General features: G+C 33.2%; 17 protein-coding genes. 10 read left to right on the forward strand and 7 right to left on the reverse strand.

The window, feature by feature from the left end; translation table 11 throughout:
- Nucleotides 1-141: 141 nt before the first annotated feature.
- Both pth and RC62_RS18000 read left to right on the forward strand, forming a co-directional pair.
- On the forward strand, nt 142-768 hold the full coding sequence (gene pth / locus RC62_RS17995) for an aminoacyl-tRNA hydrolase (RefSeq protein ID WP_055097596.1): 627 nt from the start codon (nt 142-144) through the stop codon (nt 766-768).
- Between the two features lie 139 nt (nt 769-907).
- Nucleotides 908-1,519: a superoxide dismutase gene (locus tag RC62_RS18000; protein ID WP_055097598.1), complete on the forward strand. Its 612-nt coding sequence runs from the start codon at nt 908-910 to the stop codon at nt 1,517-1,519.
- Nucleotides 1,520-1,977: 458 nt separating this feature from the next.
- On the opposite strand, the gene RC62_RS18005 is transcribed toward RC62_RS18000, so the two are convergent.
- Together RC62_RS18005 and RC62_RS18010 are read right to left on the reverse strand one after the other, a co-directional pair.
- Nucleotides 1,978-3,876 carry a hypothetical protein gene (locus RC62_RS18005; RefSeq protein WP_055097599.1) on the reverse strand — a complete coding sequence of 633 codons (1,899 nt, stop codon included), beginning with the start codon at nt 3,874-3,876 and terminating at the stop codon, nt 1,978-1,980.
- An 83-nt stretch (nt 3,877-3,959) separates the two neighbouring features.
- A complete protein-coding gene (locus RC62_RS18010; RefSeq protein WP_055097600.1) occupies nt 3,960-4,883 on the reverse strand; it encodes a PfkB family carbohydrate kinase in 924 nt (307 codons plus the stop codon).
- 245 nt (nt 4,884-5,128) lie between these two features.
- Here RC62_RS18010 and RC62_RS18015 point away from each other — a divergent pair, with 245 nt between their 5' ends.
- Nucleotides 5,129-5,713, forward strand: coding sequence for a hypothetical protein (locus RC62_RS18015; RefSeq protein ID WP_055097602.1), 585 nt, complete (start codon nt 5,129-5,131; stop codon nt 5,711-5,713).
- Between the two features lie 24 nt (nt 5,714-5,737).
- Here RC62_RS18015 and RC62_RS22925 read toward each other — a convergent pair whose 3' ends face one another.
- Genes RC62_RS22925 through RC62_RS18025 form a run of 3 tightly spaced genes read right to left on the reverse strand, consistent with a single transcriptional unit; the run spans nt 5,738 to nt 6,866 of the window.
- Nucleotides 5,738-5,881 carry a hypothetical protein gene (locus RC62_RS22925; RefSeq protein ID WP_157472562.1) on the reverse strand — a complete coding sequence of 48 codons (144 nt, stop codon included), beginning with the start codon at nt 5,879-5,881 and terminating at the stop codon, nt 5,738-5,740.
- Nucleotides 5,882-5,899: 18 nt separating this feature from the next.
- Nucleotides 5,900-6,295, reverse strand: coding sequence for a hypothetical protein (locus RC62_RS18020; RefSeq protein WP_055097603.1), 396 nt, complete (start codon nt 6,293-6,295; stop codon nt 5,900-5,902).
- A complete protein-coding gene (locus tag RC62_RS18025; protein WP_055097605.1) occupies nt 6,282-6,866 on the reverse strand; it encodes an RNA polymerase sigma factor in 585 nt (194 codons plus the stop codon). Before RC62_RS18025 ends, RC62_RS18020 begins: the two co-directional genes overlap by 14 nt.
- Nucleotides 6,867-7,419: 553 nt before the next feature.
- Between RC62_RS18025 and RC62_RS18030 the strand changes: the two genes are divergently transcribed.
- Entirely contained in the window at nt 7,420-7,767 is a 348-nt protein-coding gene (locus RC62_RS18030) for a DUF6249 domain-containing protein (RefSeq protein ID WP_055097606.1), read from the forward strand.
- Between the two features lie 55 nt (nt 7,768-7,822).
- Here RC62_RS18030 and rnhA read toward each other — a convergent pair whose 3' ends face one another.
- Nucleotides 7,823-8,299, reverse strand: coding sequence for a ribonuclease HI (gene rnhA, locus RC62_RS18035; RefSeq protein ID WP_055097607.1), 477 nt, complete (start codon nt 8,297-8,299; stop codon nt 7,823-7,825).
- Between the two features lie 140 nt (nt 8,300-8,439).
- Nucleotides 8,440-9,003 (reverse strand): phosphoribosylglycinamide formyltransferase, encoded by a 564-nt coding sequence (gene purN, locus RC62_RS18040; protein ID WP_055097609.1) that lies wholly within the window; start codon nt 9,001-9,003, stop codon nt 8,440-8,442.
- A gap of 175 nt (nt 9,004-9,178) precedes the next feature.
- On the opposite strand from purN, the gene RC62_RS18045 reads away from it, so the two are divergent.
- The 6 genes from RC62_RS18045 (at nt 9,179) to RC62_RS18070 (ending at nt 15,875) form a co-directional block, all read left to right on the forward strand.
- Nucleotides 9,179-9,415 carry an acyl carrier protein gene (locus RC62_RS18045; protein ID WP_007137004.1) on the forward strand — a complete coding sequence of 79 codons (237 nt, stop codon included), beginning with the start codon at nt 9,179-9,181 and terminating at the stop codon, nt 9,413-9,415.
- Between the two features lie 179 nt (nt 9,416-9,594).
- Nucleotides 9,595-10,848, forward strand: a complete 1,254-nt coding sequence (gene fabF, locus RC62_RS18050) for a beta-ketoacyl-ACP synthase II (protein ID WP_055097610.1) — start codon at nt 9,595-9,597, stop codon at nt 10,846-10,848.
- Nucleotides 10,849-10,857: 9 nt separating this feature from the next.
- Nucleotides 10,858-11,598: a ribonuclease III gene (gene rnc, locus RC62_RS18055; protein ID WP_055097611.1), complete on the forward strand. Its 741-nt coding sequence runs from the start codon at nt 10,858-10,860 to the stop codon at nt 11,596-11,598.
- A gap of 125 nt (nt 11,599-11,723) precedes the next feature.
- Nucleotides 11,724-12,212 (forward strand): IPExxxVDY family protein, encoded by a 489-nt coding sequence (locus tag RC62_RS18060; RefSeq protein WP_055097613.1) that lies wholly within the window; start codon nt 11,724-11,726, stop codon nt 12,210-12,212.
- A gap of 5 nt (nt 12,213-12,217) precedes the next feature.
- Nucleotides 12,218-13,648, forward strand: a complete 1,431-nt coding sequence (gene pyk / locus RC62_RS18065; protein WP_055097614.1) for a pyruvate kinase — start codon at nt 12,218-12,220, stop codon at nt 13,646-13,648.
- Nucleotides 13,649-14,201: 553 nt separating this feature from the next.
- Complete coding sequence (locus tag RC62_RS18070; protein WP_055097616.1) at nt 14,202-15,875, forward strand: arylsulfatase; 1,674 nt, start codon at nt 14,202-14,204, stop codon at nt 15,873-15,875.
- Nucleotides 15,876-15,917: the final 42 nt, after the last annotated feature.

Below are 15,917 nucleotides of genomic sequence, written 5' to 3' on the forward strand. Positions count from 1 at the left end.
AAAATGATAAAAAAATAATCCGCTTAAATCCATTCAAATCTGCGTCATCCGCGTGCCATTATTTGCAGTTAAAGCCACACACAAACCAAATTATCTAATTATCTAATTGCCACATTATCTAATTAACCTTATTTTTGTATTATGATAAAATGGATAACAAAACTGTTTTCATCAACACAAAAAGAAGAGAACATAGATAATATGAAGAAATATTTAATCGTAGGTTTAGGAAATATTGGTGCCGAATACGTAAATACAAGACACAATATTGGATTTAAAGTATTAGATTTTTTAGCCCGAAAAGAAAGCCTTTCATTCGAAACCGTGAAACTGGGCGCTTTGGCCGAATATAAATTCAAAGGCAGAACCTTTTTTCTGCTTAAACCAAACACCTACATGAATTTAAGCGGCAAGGCTGTAAAATACTGGATCGACAAAGAAAACATACCTCTAGAGAATATTTTAGTAATTACAGATGATTTAAACCTGTCTTTTGGAACCATCCGCATCAAACCAAAAGGAAGCGACGGAGGTCATAACGGCTTGAAGAATATCAACCTCATCTTAAATACACAACAATACACCCGCTTTAGATTTGGCATCAGCGATCAGTTCAAAAAAGGACAGCAAATCGATTACGTTTTAGGAGAATGGGACGAAGACGAAAAAGCAAAATTACCGGAACGTTTAGAAGTAGCTTCAGAAATTATAAAATCTTTTGGAACCGCCGGATTAGAAAATACGATGACAACTTTTAACGGAAAATAAAGATTTACAAGTATTTAACTCATAAAAAATCAAATTATCAGTTAATTAAATTCAATTATAACGAAATAGTATTTTCTATTCCAAAGTTAAATGTCTAAATTTGGGATAAATTATTATAAATCATAAAATCATAAATATCATGGCTTTTGAATTACCACAATTACCTTATGCATATGATGCACTAGAACCACATATTGATGCTCGTACAATGGAAATCCATCATACAAAGCACCATAATGCTTATACTACAAATCTTAACGCTGCAATTGCAGGAACAGATTTAGAAGGTAAGACAATCGAAAATATTTTAATCAACTTAGATAAAACAAACGCTGCAGTTCGTAACAACGGTGGAGGTTTCTACAATCATAACTTATTTTGGACTGTAATGGCTCCAAATGGTGGTGGATTACCAACAGGTGATTTATTAGCTGCAATCGAAGATTCTTTTGGAACTTTCGAAGAGTTTAAAGCAAAATTTGCAAAAGCCGGAGCAACTCAATTTGGTTCAGGATGGGCTTGGTTAACAGTAAAAAAAGGCGGTAAGCTAGAAGTTGTAGGTACTCCAAATCAAGATAATCCATTAATGCCGGAAGTTGCCGGTAACGGTGGAACTCCAATCTTAGGAATGGATGTTTGGGAGCACGCTTACTACTTAAACTATCAAAACAGAAGACCAGATTATATTGAAGCTTTCTTTAGTGTAATTAACTGGACAGAAGTTGCAAGAAGATTTGCTTTAGACAAGTAGTCGAAAATAGAATAAAGAGAAAAGACGAATAGCCTAATGGTTATTCGTCTTTTTTTTGTCGTTATATTTTTCGTCTTTGTTCTTTCTTAAAAAAAAGAAATAAAAAAGGCGGAATCTCTTCCACCCTTTTTGCCCCAAATCTACCATAAACTTAACCTACTAATGTTATGGTTTTGTAAATGTATGATAGCTATATTTATGAAAAAAATTTTATAGACGAATGGCAAATAAATCCGATTAAGTAACTGTAGTCTATTACTTTATAAAATATTTGACTTTATTCCAATAAAAAAGGTGGAATTGCTTCCACCCTTTTTGCCCCAAATCTACCATAAACTTAACCTACTAATGTTATGGTATCTCAAAAGTATTGTAGCTTTTCATTTTTACCAAACATATAGGATGAACGGTAAAAAAAACCGATGAAATGCACAAATTAACCTTTTGTTAGTATTTTATTAATACGCTCGCGCATCTTTTCCCTCATAAAAATTCATAAAAGCCCTGTTTACAACACGATTTCCTCCTGGTGTAGGATAATCTCCCGTAAAGTACCAATCTCCTAGATTTTTTGGACATGCAATATGCAAATCTTCTACCTTTTGGAAAATAATTTTTACCTCAGCATTGATTTCCGGAGAACTCAACATTTCGGCAATTTTATCTGAGATTTCTTCAGGAGTAAACTGATCGTAAATTGCAGTTACATAATTCACAACATCACTATCAATATAGTTTTCCTGTGCTTTACATTTTGCATAAACTTCATCTACGATATGATATAAGTTTCTTTCTTTCAATAAAGCTAATGCTGCTCTAAAAGCGACAAGACCTTCAAGCTTAGCCATGTCAATTCCGTAACAATCAGGGTAACGAATTTGCGGAGCCGATGAAACAATTACAATACGTTTAGGCTTTAAACGATCCATCATTTTAATGATACTCATTTTAAGTGTTGTACCACGAACAATACTGTCATCAATAATAACCAAATTATCAGTTGGTTTGATTACTCCGTAAGTCACATCATAAACGTGAGCCACTAAATCATCACGACTACTATCCTCAGTAATAAATGTTCTAAGTTTAGCATCTTTAATCGCAACTTTTTCTGTACGTATTTTTACAGCTAACAATTCCTGCAATGTTTCAGCAGTCAGCGTATTTCTGTTGGCTAAAATATAATTATTTTTTCTTTGATTTAAGAAATCCTGCGCTGCTTCAACTAAACCATAAAATGAAGTTTCTGCAGTATTTGGTATATAAGAGAAAACAGTATTATCTGTATCGCTGTCAATTGATTCTAAAACAGCCGGTAAAATTAATTTTCCTAAATTTTTACGTTCCTGATAGATTTCAGCGTCACTTCCTCTTGAAAAATAAATTCTTTCAAAAGAACATGCTTTTTTAACTGTTGGTTCTAAAATTTGTTCCATAGAAACTTTTCCGCTTTTCTTAATAATCAGAGCGTTTCCTGGTTCAATTTCCTGAACACTTTCAAAAGGAACATTAAATACGGTTTGTATAACTGGTCTTTCAGAAGCTACAACTACCACTTCATCATCCTGATAGAAATATGCCGGGCGAATTCCTGCCGGATCTCTAAATACAAAAGCGTCGCCATGACCAAGTAAACCGGCCATTGCATAACCTCCGTCTAAATTTTTAGCAGAACGTCCTAATATTTTAGCAATATCCAATCGGTCTGCAATTACTGGAGAAGCTTCTCTTTTAGAATAACCTTCGGCTTTGCAATCCTGGTACAATTGCATTACTTCTTTATCTAAGAAGTGACCAATTTTTTCCATCACCGTTACAGTGTCGGCCATTTCTTTTGGATGTTGTCCAAGTTCTACTAAATTTTCAAAAAGTTCTTTAACATTGGTCATATTAAAGTTACCAGCCAAAATTAGATTACGATGCATCCAGTTACTCTGACGTAAAAATGGATGTACGCTTTCGATGCTGTTTTTTCCAAAAGTTCCGTAACGAACGTGCCCTAAAAATAACTCACCAACGTATGGAATTTCTGCTTTGATTTTGTTTATGTCATCAGCAATTTCAGGTTTCGCAGTCAATTCTTCATTGATACGGTCATTGATTTGCTTAAAAACATCTTGTATAGGCTGTGCATGATTCGAGCGAACCCTGCTAATGTAGCGTTGTCCTGGCTCAACATCAAGTTTGATGCTTGCAAAACCAGCGCCGTCTTGTCCACGGTTATGCTGCTTCTCCATCATTAGATACATTTTTTGTATCCCGTAAAAAGCAGTTCCGTATTTTTCTTTGTAATATTCAAGCGGTTTAAGAAGTCTAACTAAGGCTATACCACATTCGTGTTTTAAAGCGTCGCTCATTGTTTTTTGTATTTTGTGTTGTTGTTGTAAGTTGTGCGTAATAACGTAATAAAAAAGCCCCGTTTTATCGAGGCTTCAAGGCATTATATTTCTATGTCAAACTGAGTTAACGACTTAAATTGTTGTAATCGAATCGCTACTTCTGCTTTGCTTAATGTTTCCATCCTTTCGGTTCCAAATTTCTCTACACAAAATGAAGCTAAATTAGATCCGTAAATAATTGCATTTTTCATATTGCCAAACGAAATGTTTTCGCTTTGCGCGATGAATCCTGAAAAACCACCTGCAAAAGTGTCTCCGGCTCCTGTTGGATCAAAAACATCTTCTAATGGTAATGCCGGTGCAAAGAATACTTCTCTGTTATGGAATAAAAGTGCTCCGTGTTCTCCTTTTTTGATCACCACGTATTTTGGTCCCAATTCCTGGATTTTGTTTGCAGCTTTTACTAATGAATATTCTCCTGAAAGTTGTCTTGCTTCTTCATCATTGATTGTGATAACGTCTACACGTTTAATTACATCTAATAATTCAGGAAGAGCGCAATCCATCCAAAAGTTCATAGTATCTAAAACTACTAATTTTGGTTTTTTCTCCATTTGGTCCAAAACACTGCTTTGTACTAAAGGATGTAAGTTTCCTAACATCACAACATCAGCATCTTTATAGTTCTGAGGAACTTTTGGTTGAAAATCAGCCAAAACGTTTAACTCAGTTACAAGAGTGTCTCTGGAGTTTAGATCGTTGTGGTATAAACCGCTCCAGAAAAAGGTTTTTCCGCCTTTTACAATTTCGATACCAGAGATATCAATATTTCTTGAAGTTAAAAGATCTAAATGTTCTTGAGGGAAATCGTCGCCAACTACAGAAACAATGGCCGATTGTAAGTTAAAAAATGATGCTGATAAACCAATGTACGTTGCAGCACCACCTAATATTTTATCTGTTTTTCCGAAAGGAGTTTCGATAGCATCGAAAGCAACCGTTCCAACAATCAATAATTTATTCATTTTATGAATTTCGAATTAGGGTGCAAAGATACTTCATAAGTTACAATATTGCAACGGTTTAGGTTCTCAAAATTTTCATAAAAAAACAATATCGTTTGCGGGGCTAAAACTGTTGTAAATGAATGAATTGTATTTGATTGTTGTGAGTGCTTAAAATATGTTTTTTGGATTTAAAATACAATAATTATTTTTGAAAAAAGTGTTGAAGATTTTAGTTAGATTTGTTTTAACATCAAATCTTATTTATGAAGAAAATTCTAACCTTATTAATATTGCTTTGTTTTTTGATTTCCTGTGAAAGAAAAGAACCCAATTTTTCTAAGGAAATGATTGAGAAGTTGGCAGATCGAGGAGAAGTTAAAAATGGAATTGTTAGATTGCCACCTCCACCAGCATCATTTACGGATTTATATTTTGGTGTAAATCGTGATGAAATTGTTTTGACAAATGGTGATGCGCTATTTTTATTTTATAAAGAAGATTATTCTGAAAAATTCAAGTCCTTCAAAGAGTTTTTAAGTGCCGTTTTAAATGATGGTTTTGTTTTGGATAAAAAACTATTTAAAAACCCAAGATATCCAAAAAGGTTTACATTAAATCAAAAAATAGAAAAAGAATATTCAGATTTAGGATTTGATCAATTTTTTAAAAAGTATTCTAAGCCGTCAGGTAAAAAAGGAGTTTTACAACTTAACAAATCAATTATGAAATCTGAAGAAGGAGAATATCTTACGGTTACTTATCTTATGTATAAAAACAAATATGACATAAGCAGAGATTGTTATCAGGGAATAGATTACTTAAGAAAGAGAGAAGATTCATTCAGATAACAACCTACAACAACTATTAGGTTTTTAAAATTTTCCGTTTTTTTCCTCCCATTTTTCATTAAACTTTTCTAAATACATCGTTGGAGATTTTTCAGCCGTTTTTATCCATTTCAGGAAATCTTTTTTAGATAATTTGCTGTTATTCGGATTGTTTTTCTTTTCAATCATAATTATTCAAAATAAATTCTACAACTCATACTTCTTATCAAAATAATTCTTCAAAACCCCAATCTGAACTAATATCATAAAAGGAACTATTAAAAGGGAATACAGTATACTTTTAGAAAAATGAATTCCTGAAAATAATTCAGAAGCTTTATCAGAATATGTTTTGGCAATTTCAAAATTAGAAGCATCATTATTTGAATAAACAGCATACGCAGTCAAAGCAATTAATACCATGGCAATGAATATCCAGGTTGCTGTAGAAATTAAAGGTTTATATACTTTGATTTTGCTTTTCTCAGCAACTAAAACCTGTGACATTATTTTTGAAGTAAAGTCAATAGATGGTGATTCTAAGGTGTTTTGACGCATCATTTTCTCAATCAGATTTTCTATTTCTTTATCATTTTCTTTCATAACATTCTATTATTTCTGGTTCTAATTGCTTTTTCAAAATTACAGCTAATTTCTGTCGGCTTCTAAATAATTTTACCTTGACATTATTAGCGTTAATGTTCATGATCTTTCCTATTTCTTCTAAACTCTGATCTTCAAAATAAAATAAAGTTAACAAGAAATTTTCTTCACTCGGCAATAAATTCAAGCAATTCTGAATGGTTTGCTTTCGTTCTTTATCTTCAAGAGTACTTAGAGCGTTATCCATTGTTTTTATTAAATGAGCTGAAAATTCATCTATCGATATATTATTGTCTTCTTTTTTATTTTTTTTCAAACGGTCTAAACACGTATTATAAGCAATCTTATAAATCCAGGTCGAGAATTTAGAATCTCCTTTAAACTTTGCGAGAGAACTATATACTTTAATAAAGGTGTCTTGTGCAACTTCTTCAGCTTCTTCTCTGTTTTTGATCATTTTAAGAGCCAATGTAAAAATCATATCTTTATAACGATCTACCAACACGGCAAAAGCATTGGTCTCGCCTTGTATAATTTTATCGATATAATGTTGATCGCTTATTGTGCTCATATTATATAGGACGACACGTTTTGTGTTTAGGTTACAAGATTTTTAAAATAAATTTCAATATTTTTAAAATTCCAAATTCCAACTTCGATTTGATTTTTAGAATCTAGTCTTCCTGATTTCTATAATAAAACCAAATCTTTTTTTAAGAGCTAATCCCGCTATCCGTTCCAATCTTTTGTGGCGAACCCCGCCACAAAAGGATTTCCACTTCTATCGGGGCTAGGGCACTCGTTTTTGCAAGAACAATCTCTTATTTTTGTCATCCCGAGGAACGAGGGATCTCCACAAGTTGCTCGACAGAGATTGGCGATTTTGATTGCGGAGTTTCTTGCGGAGATCCCTCGTTCCTCGGGATGACAAGATTGTCGTTACTATGCTCTTGCTATAAAGATTTATTGCTTATTAAAAAAGAAATTTAAACTCAAAATTAACTCATAATCAGTGAGTTTTGGAATTTGGGATTTAAAATATTGAATTTTTTCACTTTTATTGTAACCTCAATTCAAAAGCTGTCGTCATATGGGTATCAATCAATTATAAAAACATAAAAATTATGGGACCAGAAATTTTAATACCAATTAGTCTTTTTTTAATGATCTTCGGGATTGTTTATCTTATTTACTCAACAAGAAACAGAGAACGTTTAGCACTTATAGAAAAAGGTGTTGATGCCAGTATCTTTTTAAAAGGACACGGAAAAGGTGTTCCATTATGGAAAGTGTTTATTGTCAACCTGGCTTTTTTATTAATAGGAAGCGGAATAGGGATTTTTGTCGCATTGCTAATCACGACTTACACTTCACTTGCTGATTCTGCGGTTTATCCGTCTGTCATTTTTATTATGGCAGGAGTTGGTTTGCTTGCAGGGTTTAACAAAGCTAAAGACTTAGATAAAGAGTAAATTATTTTAAGAATATTAAAAATGCGTCAGGAGCGATTGTTCCTGACGCATTTTTTTATGATTTAGATCCTATGGTTTCATAGTAAACATCTACAGAAAGATTCTTTTGCATCGATGCCATAACAGCCAGTTCATCGCAGCGTTCGTTTTGAGGATGATTGTTATGACCTTTTATCCACTTAAAATCGACTTGATGTTTGCGGTAAATAATTAAGAAGCGTTTCCAAAGGTCCGGATTTTTTTTGCCGGTATAATTCTTCTTCTCCCAGCCAAAAACCCATTTTTTTACAACAGAATCAATTACGTATTTAGAATCTGACACCACCAAAACCTTCATATTTGGTTTTTTGAGTTTTTCCAGACCTACAATTACAGCCAAGAGTTCCATTCTGTTATTAGTAGTAAGCCGGAAACCTTCATAGAATTCTTTTTTATGTGGCGTGCCAACCAATTCCATCACTACTCCATACCCCCCGTTTCCTGGATTTCCTTTTGCAGCGCCATCAGTATATATATGTACTTCGTGATTCATTTTAGACTTCTTAGATTTTAGATTGTTAGACTTCTTAGATTTTTGTTTTTGGATCTCCTAGATTTTATATTCCAGACTTCTTAGATTTTTATTATTTGAAATTAAAATCTAAGAAGCCTTATGTCTAAGAAATCTAAAGTCTAATCCTCTAATAGTCTCGAAATAATTTCCGGAAAATACTTTTGTTCCAGTTCATGAATCTTTTCTGCTACTGTTTCCGGAGTATCTTCATTTGTTAAGGCTACATCTTTCTGAAAAATAATACCTCCTTCATCATAATGCTCATTTACATAATGAATAGAAATTCCGGTTTCTTTCTCTTTATTATTAACTATAGCCCTGTGTATGTGCATTCCGTACATTCCCTTTCCTCCATATTTAGGTAAAAGAGCGGGATGAATGTTAATTATTTTGTTGGGATATTTCTCGATTATATGGTCTGGAAATTTCAATAAAAAACCTGCAAGAACTATCATATCCGGGTCGATTTCCTGTATCTTTTGTAAGAGGTTACTTTCTAATAATTCGTTTTTTGAGAAGATTTCGGTCGGAATTTGATGATTTTTTGCTCTTTCGATAACTTTCGCCGAAGCATTATTCGTAAAAACAGAAACAACTTTTGCAATTTTAGTTTTTGCAAAATATTTAATGATGTTTTCAGCATTAGTACCTGATCCTGAGGCAAAAACAATAATTTTTTTCATAATAGAATGTAATTTGAGAATGCAAAAAACGGAATAATAATCGAAAATAAATAGTATTAAAAAGTCTTTCTTGAAATTAATTTTATAAATTAGTGTTACATTTATAAACTAAATCGTGGTTTTAAAATAAAGTTTTTTATTTTTGCCAACAAATTAAATTCTAAAATTAAAGATTATGTCAGACATTGCATCAAGAGTAAAAGCGATTATCGTAGACAAATTAGGTGTTGACGAAAACGAAGTTGTAACAGAAGCAAGCTTCACTAATGATTTAGGAGCTGACTCATTAGACACTGTTGAGCTTATTATGGAATTCGAAAAAGAATTTGATATTCAAATTCCAGACGATCAAGCAGAAAACATTGCTACTGTTGGTCAAGCTATTTCTTATATCGAGGAAGCTAAAAAATAATAATACTGCACCCGATTTTTATATTCTATAAGTCGGGTGTTATTATTTTTTTAAAATTTAAATTTCGATTGGTTTTCAATCAAAAAGATATATTTATATTGTAATGCCCATGGCTCTTAAGTAACAATACAATTAAGAAAGCGTGGGTTTTATTTGTTTAAAGTACAAAACACATATTTATGACGTTAAAGCGAGTTGTTGTAACAGGATTAGGTGCTCTTACTCCGATCGGGAATAATATCCAGGATTACTGGGAGGCACTTGTGAATGGGGTTAGCGGAGCCGCTCCTATCACGTATTATGATACAGAGAAGCATAAAACGAAATTTGCCTGTGAAGTAAAAAACTTCAATATTGAAGATTACATGGATCGCAAGGAATCTCGAAGATTAGATAAATTCGCTCAATATGCTGTTGCTGCAAGTGATGAGGCTATTAAAGATGCCGGACTTACAAATGACAATATCGACAAAACAAGAGTTGGTGTTATCTGGGGAGCAGGAATTGGAGGATTAGAAACTTTTCAGGAAGAAGTTATTTATTATGCCAAAGGAGACGGAACACCAAAATTCAATCCGTTTTTTATTCCTAAAATGATTGCCGATATTGCTCCTGCGCACATTTCTATGCGTAATGGTTATATGGGACCAAATTATACTACTGTTTCTGCATGTGCATCTTCTGCAAATGCATTAATTGATGCTTTTAACTACATCCGTTTAGGAATGTGTGATGTTATTGTATCAGGTGGATCTGAGGCTGCGATTACAATTGCAGGTATGGGAGGTTTTAATTCTATGCACGCCTTATCAACAAGAAATGAAAGTCCTGAAACAGCTTCAAGACCTTTTGATGCAACCAGAGATGGTTTTGTATTAGGTGAAGGAGCAGGAGCTTTAGTTCTTGAAGAATATGAACATGCTAAAGCCAGAGGTGCAAAAATTTATTGCGAAGTTGGAGGTGGAGGAATGTCATCTGATGCTTACCACTTAACTGCACCACATCCGGAAGGAATAGGCGTTATTGCAGTAATGAAAAATACATTAAGAGATGCCGGAATGAACCCTGAAGATGTAGATCATATCAACACTCACGGAACTTCTACTCCATTAGGAGATGTTGCCGAATTAAAAGCAATTAGTGCTGTTTTTGGCGATCATGCAAAAACAATCAATATAAACTCTACTAAATCAATGACAGGACACTTACTTGGTGCTGCCGGAGCTATCGAAGCAATTGCTTCTATTTTAGCGATGCAACATAGTATTGTTCCTCCGACTATTAATCATACTGTAGTGGATGAAAACATTGATCCGTCATTGAATCTTACCTTAAACAAACCTCAAAAAAGAGAAGTAAATGTTGCAATGAGTAACACTTTTGGTTTTGGTGGACACAATGCATGCGTATTGTTTAAAAAATTAGTTGACTAATTTCTGTATATGAATATTATCAAAAAAATATTTTCTAAATCCCGTTCTCTAGAAGACGGGATTTTTTTTGACACTATTCAGAAAATACTTGGCTTTCAACCTGCCACAATCGATTTTTATAAGAAAGCTTTTACGCACAGATCTTCGAATAAATTAGATGAATCAGGACATCCAATAAATTATGAAAGGCTTGAATTTTTAGGAGATGCTATGTTAAGTGCTGTAATTGCAGCTCATTTATTTAACAAAGCGCCAAACGGCGACGAAGGTTATTTGACAAAAATGCGCTCAAAAATTGTGAGTCGCGAGCATTTAAATGAATTAGGAAAAGATTTAAACCTGGTTCGTTTTGTAGAAAGCAAAGTGCCTATCCAGCATTTTGGAGAAAATATTCATGGTAATATTTTCGAATCACTTATAGGTGCAATTTATCTGGATAAGGGATATTCATTTTGTGAAAAATTTATTCAAAAAAGAGTTGTAGCCCCTTATGTCGATATTGCACGACTTGAGGGTAAAGTAATTAGCTATAAAAGTTTGGTTATCGAATGGTGTCAGAAAGAAAAGAGAGTCTTTCATTATGACATTTTTGAAGATAATGGTATTGACGGTCAGCGCTTATTTGGCGTAAAATTAAGTATAGACGATAAAGTAATCGCAAGAGCGCGAGCAACTTCAAAGAAGAAGGCAGAAGAGAAAGCTTCACAAAGAGCCTATTTTGCATTTCAGGAAAAAATAGACAAGAAATAGCTACAAGTTTGCTGTAACTATCTTAAAGCTATAACGTTTTCGTTTATAAATTAATAAAAACAACCACATCTTCGCTATTTAAGCTCCGTTAGAAATAGTATATTTACACCTTGATTTTTCATGACATGGCTATTCATAGATTGGATTTAGACGAATTTGACGAAATTGATTATTATTTAATGGCAATCCATACTTCATTAGAAGATTACAGATTGGCTTATTTTATCAATAAAACCCTTCCGATTAACTTAAGTAAGAGCAAAAACGAGATCCATGCTCAAACTAAAGAAGGCGAGGCAAATTTTTCAAGATTTTATTATTATGATGCCGAAAAAACAGTTTCATGGAATTTAATTCAGAATAAAAATGAGATCATTTCAGTGAGTAAAAATGATTCTCAAGATTTGTTTTCCAATGAGACAAGTGAGGTTTCAACAACAATTCATTTACTTCCTGAATTCAAAAAAGTAGATTTTTTCCTGAAAATAGAAAATAGCGAAGAGACGCTTGACTTTTCAGAAATTCAACAAGAATTAAATACCATAGAGAGTATTGCAGCTATTTATGCTGTAGATACAGATAAAATAAAATCAAAAAACAATCTAATTTTTTAAAAAAAATGTTAACAAACAAAAAAACCAAAATTGTAGCTACACTTGGTCCTGCATGTGGTACAAGAGAGATCATTAAGGATATGATCGATGCAGGGGTAAATGTTTTTAGAGTTAATTTTTCGCACGCTGATTACGAAGGAGTAAAAGAGAAGATTAATATTATTAGAGGTCTAAACGAAGAGTTTGGTTATACTACTGCAATCCTTGGAGATTTGCAAGGGCCAAAACTTAGAGTTGGAGTAATGGAAGAAGGAACTGTTGTTCATGATGGTGATTTAATCACGTTTACAACGGCAGAAGATATTTTAGGAACGGCTCAAAAAGTGTTCATGAAATATCAAAATTTTCCAAATGATGTTAATCCGGGAGAGCGTATTTTGCTTGATGATGGTAAATTGATTTTTGAAATTATTTCTACTGATAAAAAAACAGAAGTTGTTGCTAAAGTAATTCAGGGTGGAGAATTAAAATCTAAAAAAGGAGTTAATCTTCCAAACACTAAAATTTCTTTACCGGCATTGACTGAAAAAGATATTGCAGATGCTATTTTTGCTATTGAGCAAAAAGTAGACTGGATTGCACTTTCGTTTGTAAAAACACCTCGCGATTTACAAGATTTACAAGAATTAATCGCAAAACATTCTGAATATAAAATTCCAATTGTTGCTAAAATTGAAATGCCGGAAGCTCTTGAGAACATGGATAAAATTGTAGCATATTGTGATGCTTTAATGGTTGCACGTGGAGATTTAGGAGTTGAACTTCCTGCACACGAAGTACCATTAGTTCAAAAAGATTTGATTCGCAGAGCTAAAATCGCCAGAATTCCTGTTATCGTTGCAACACAAATGATGGAGACAATGATCACAAGTTTAACACCAACAAGAGCTGAAGTAAATGACGTTGCAAATTCTGTAATGGATGGAGCTGATGCTGTAATGTTGTCTGGAGAAACTGCTACAGGAAATTATCCGGTACAGGTTATTCAAAAAATGACACAAATTTGTGAGGCCGTTGAGGATTCTCCGCTAATTCAGGTTCCACAAAATACTCCACAAATTAAAACAAAACGTTTCGTTACTAAAACTGTTTGTCATCAGGCCGCTTTACTAGCTAATGAAATCAAAGCTAAAGCAATTTGTACTTTAACAAATAGTGGGTATACAGCTTTTCAAATATCTGCATGGAGACCATCAGCACATATTTTGGTATTTACTTCAAACAGAAGAATATTGACACAATTGAATTTATTATGGGGAGTAAAATCATACTTCTACGATAAAGACGAAAGTACAGATGATACTGTAACTGATGTTAACGAAATTGCAGTTCAAAAAGGTTATGCCGCAAAAGGAGATTATTTAATCAACCTTGCAGCTATGCCTATTAAAGATAAAGGAATGGTAAATACCATGAGAGTTTCTGAAATAGAGTAATTTTTTTCTAAATCATATAAAAAGCCATTCGACGCATCGAATGGCTTTTTTTGTTTTAAGCTAAATTCCTGAAATTTTACCTTGAAATTATTATTTATCAAATTGGAAACCTTACAATTTGTAAAAAATAGCTGTTCGTTTTTTTGAAATTGAGTAAAAAAATGAAAATAGCTTAAAGAGTTTTTCTTACGCTTCTTATTCCTTAAAAGTAAAAAAGAAATCTAACTTCCTTATTAAATGATTTTTGCGTGGTGCATTTTATAAAATGCAACATCATGTGGCAAAATAAAACATTTTTATTGTTTCATTTTATAAAATGAAACAATGTCAGACCTTATAAATACTATTGTTCGTTTTTTTATTAGCTAATTTTGAGAAACTTAAAAAAAAGTTAAGAAAATTCTTGTTTCAAATCCTTCCAATTAATTGATGTTAAAATTTGAAACATCACATAAAAAATAAGCAGGAATTTATTCTTTAAAATTTAAGGCTCTTCTTTCTGGATTTACACACGCTTTTATATAAAAGAATTATTAACAAATTTTTAATCACCATGAAACAAGTCAAATTTAAATTTGGATTTAGAAATGCGATAATGTGTTTTACAATATTGTGTTTTACGAATTTACATGTAAATGCTCAGAAGAAACCAAATGTTCTGATACTTTGGGGAGATGATATTGGAACTACCAATATAAGTGCTTATAGCGATGGATTAATGGGATATACAACTCCTAATATTGATCGTCTTGCAAACGAAGGAATACGTTTTTTACATTATTATGGAGAACAAAGCTGTACGGCCGGTCGTGCTGCTTTATTAACCGGACAACATGGGCTTAGAACGGGACTTACAAAAGTAGGTTTTCCGGGAGCACCAATGGGAATGAGTCAATTAGATCCTTCTATTGGCGGTATCATGAAAAATCTGGGTTATGCAACAGGCCAATTTGGTAAAAACCACGTTGGGGACCGCAACGAAAGTTTACCGACAGTAAATGGTTTTGATGAATTTTTTGGAAACCTTTATCACTTAAATGCTGAGGAAGAACCGGAATTGCCTGATTATCCTAAAGATCCTGAATATTTGAAAAAATTTGGACCGAGAGGAGTATTAAAATGTGCTGCAACAAATGTTGATGATGCAACAACTGATCCTCGATTTGGAAGAGTTGGAAAACAAAGAATTGAAGATACAGGTCCTCTTACTAAAAAGAGAATGGAAACCGTAGACGATGAAACTTCTGCAGCAGCTATTGATTTTATCAAAAGACAAAACGCAGCAGGAAAACCATTTTTATGTTGGTTCAATGCTACACGTATGCATCTTCGTACACACGTAAGACCAGAACATCGTGGCAGATATACTCATGGAGACAGTGAATATATAGATGGTATGATTGAACATGACGAAACGATAGGAAGTATTTTAAAAGCATTAGATGAATTAGGAATCGCTGACAATACTATTGTAGTGTATTCTACAGATAATGGCCCTCACATGAATACATGGCCAGATGGCGCAATGACACCTTTCCGTTCTGAGAAAAATACCAACTGGGAAGGAGCTTATCGTGTACCATGTATCGTACGCTGGCCAGGTGTTATTAAACCAGGAACCGTTACAACTGAATTAATGAGCCATAACGATTGGATGCCAACTTTAGCGTCAATTGCGGGAGAGCCGGATCTAGTTAATAAACTTTTAAAAGGGTACAATGCAAACGGAAAAACATACAAAGTGCATTTGGATGGTTTTGATCAGAGTAACTTTTTACGTGGCAAAACACAAAAAAGTGCCAGGGATAAATTCTTCTATACAGATGATGACGGGCTTTTAGTTGGTTTAAGAGAAGGAGATTATAAATACGTTTTTGCAGAACAGCGTTTAGGCGGTACAATGGGAGTTTGGGCAGAACCTTTTACAAAATTGCGTCTGCAAAAAATATTCAATTTGTATCAGGATCCTTTTGAAAAAGCCGATATCACTTCGAATACTTTTTGGGACTGGCAGTTGGATCACGTTCAGCTGATGTACGGAGCAATACAAGATGTAGTTGTATTTGCTGAAACATTCAAAGATTACCCACCAAGATCAATTCCGCCAAGCTTCTCAGCTTATACAATTATGGAAGAAGCAATGAAGGATATTAAAGCACAGAAATATATCGAGAAAAATGTTCTTCCTAAGTTAAAAGAGGATGAAGCGACACCAAAAAAGAAATAATAATTAATTATAAAGAGATTTAGACATAAAAAATCTGAATCT

The organism is Flavobacterium aquidurense, assembly GCF_001404985.1.
GTDB lineage: Bacteria > Bacteroidota > Bacteroidia > Flavobacteriales > Flavobacteriaceae > Flavobacterium > Flavobacterium aquidurense_B.

Coding starts and splice junctions, on each gene's coding strand:
- purN (WP_055097609.1), bottom strand. CDS start 9,003: ATGAAAAAAATTATTGTTTTTGCCTCAGGATCAGGTACTAATGCTGAA.
- RC62_RS18010 (WP_055097600.1), bottom strand. CDS start 4,883: ATGAATAAATTATTGATTGTTGGAACGGTTGCTTTCGATGCTATCGAA.
- RC62_RS18020 (WP_055097603.1), bottom strand. CDS start 6,295: ATGAAAGAAAATGATAAAGAAATAGAAAATCTGATTGAGAAAATGATG.
- RC62_RS18015 (WP_055097602.1), top strand. CDS start 5,129: ATGAAGAAAATTCTAACCTTATTAATATTGCTTTGTTTTTTGATTTCC.
- RC62_RS18025 (WP_055097605.1), bottom strand. CDS start 6,866: ATGAGCACAATAAGCGATCAACATTATATCGATAAAATTATACAAGGC.
- RC62_RS18000 (WP_055097598.1), top strand. CDS start 908: ATGGCTTTTGAATTACCACAATTACCTTATGCATATGATGCACTAGAA.
- RC62_RS18005 (WP_055097599.1), bottom strand. CDS start 3,876: ATGAGCGACGCTTTAAAACACGAATGTGGTATAGCCTTAGTTAGACTT.
- RC62_RS18045 (WP_007137004.1), top strand. CDS start 9,179: ATGTCAGACATTGCATCAAGAGTAAAAGCGATTATCGTAGACAAATTA.
- rnhA (WP_055097607.1), bottom strand. CDS start 8,299: ATGAATCACGAAGTACATATATATACTGATGGCGCTGCAAAAGGAAAT.
- RC62_RS18030 (WP_055097606.1), top strand. CDS start 7,420: ATGGGACCAGAAATTTTAATACCAATTAGTCTTTTTTTAATGATCTTC.
- rnc (WP_055097611.1), top strand. CDS start 10,858: ATGAATATTATCAAAAAAATATTTTCTAAATCCCGTTCTCTAGAAGAC.
- RC62_RS18070 (WP_055097616.1), top strand. CDS start 14,202: ATGAAACAAGTCAAATTTAAATTTGGATTTAGAAATGCGATAATGTGT.
- RC62_RS18060 (WP_055097613.1), top strand. CDS start 11,724: ATGGCTATTCATAGATTGGATTTAGACGAATTTGACGAAATTGATTAT.
- fabF (WP_055097610.1), top strand. CDS start 9,595: ATGACGTTAAAGCGAGTTGTTGTAACAGGATTAGGTGCTCTTACTCCG.
- pth (WP_055097596.1), top strand. CDS start 142: ATGATAAAATGGATAACAAAACTGTTTTCATCAACACAAAAAGAAGAG.
- RC62_RS22925 (WP_157472562.1), bottom strand. CDS start 5,881: ATGATTGAAAAGAAAAACAATCCGAATAACAGCAAATTATCTAAAAAA.
- pyk (WP_055097614.1), top strand. CDS start 12,218: ATGTTAACAAACAAAAAAACCAAAATTGTAGCTACACTTGGTCCTGCA.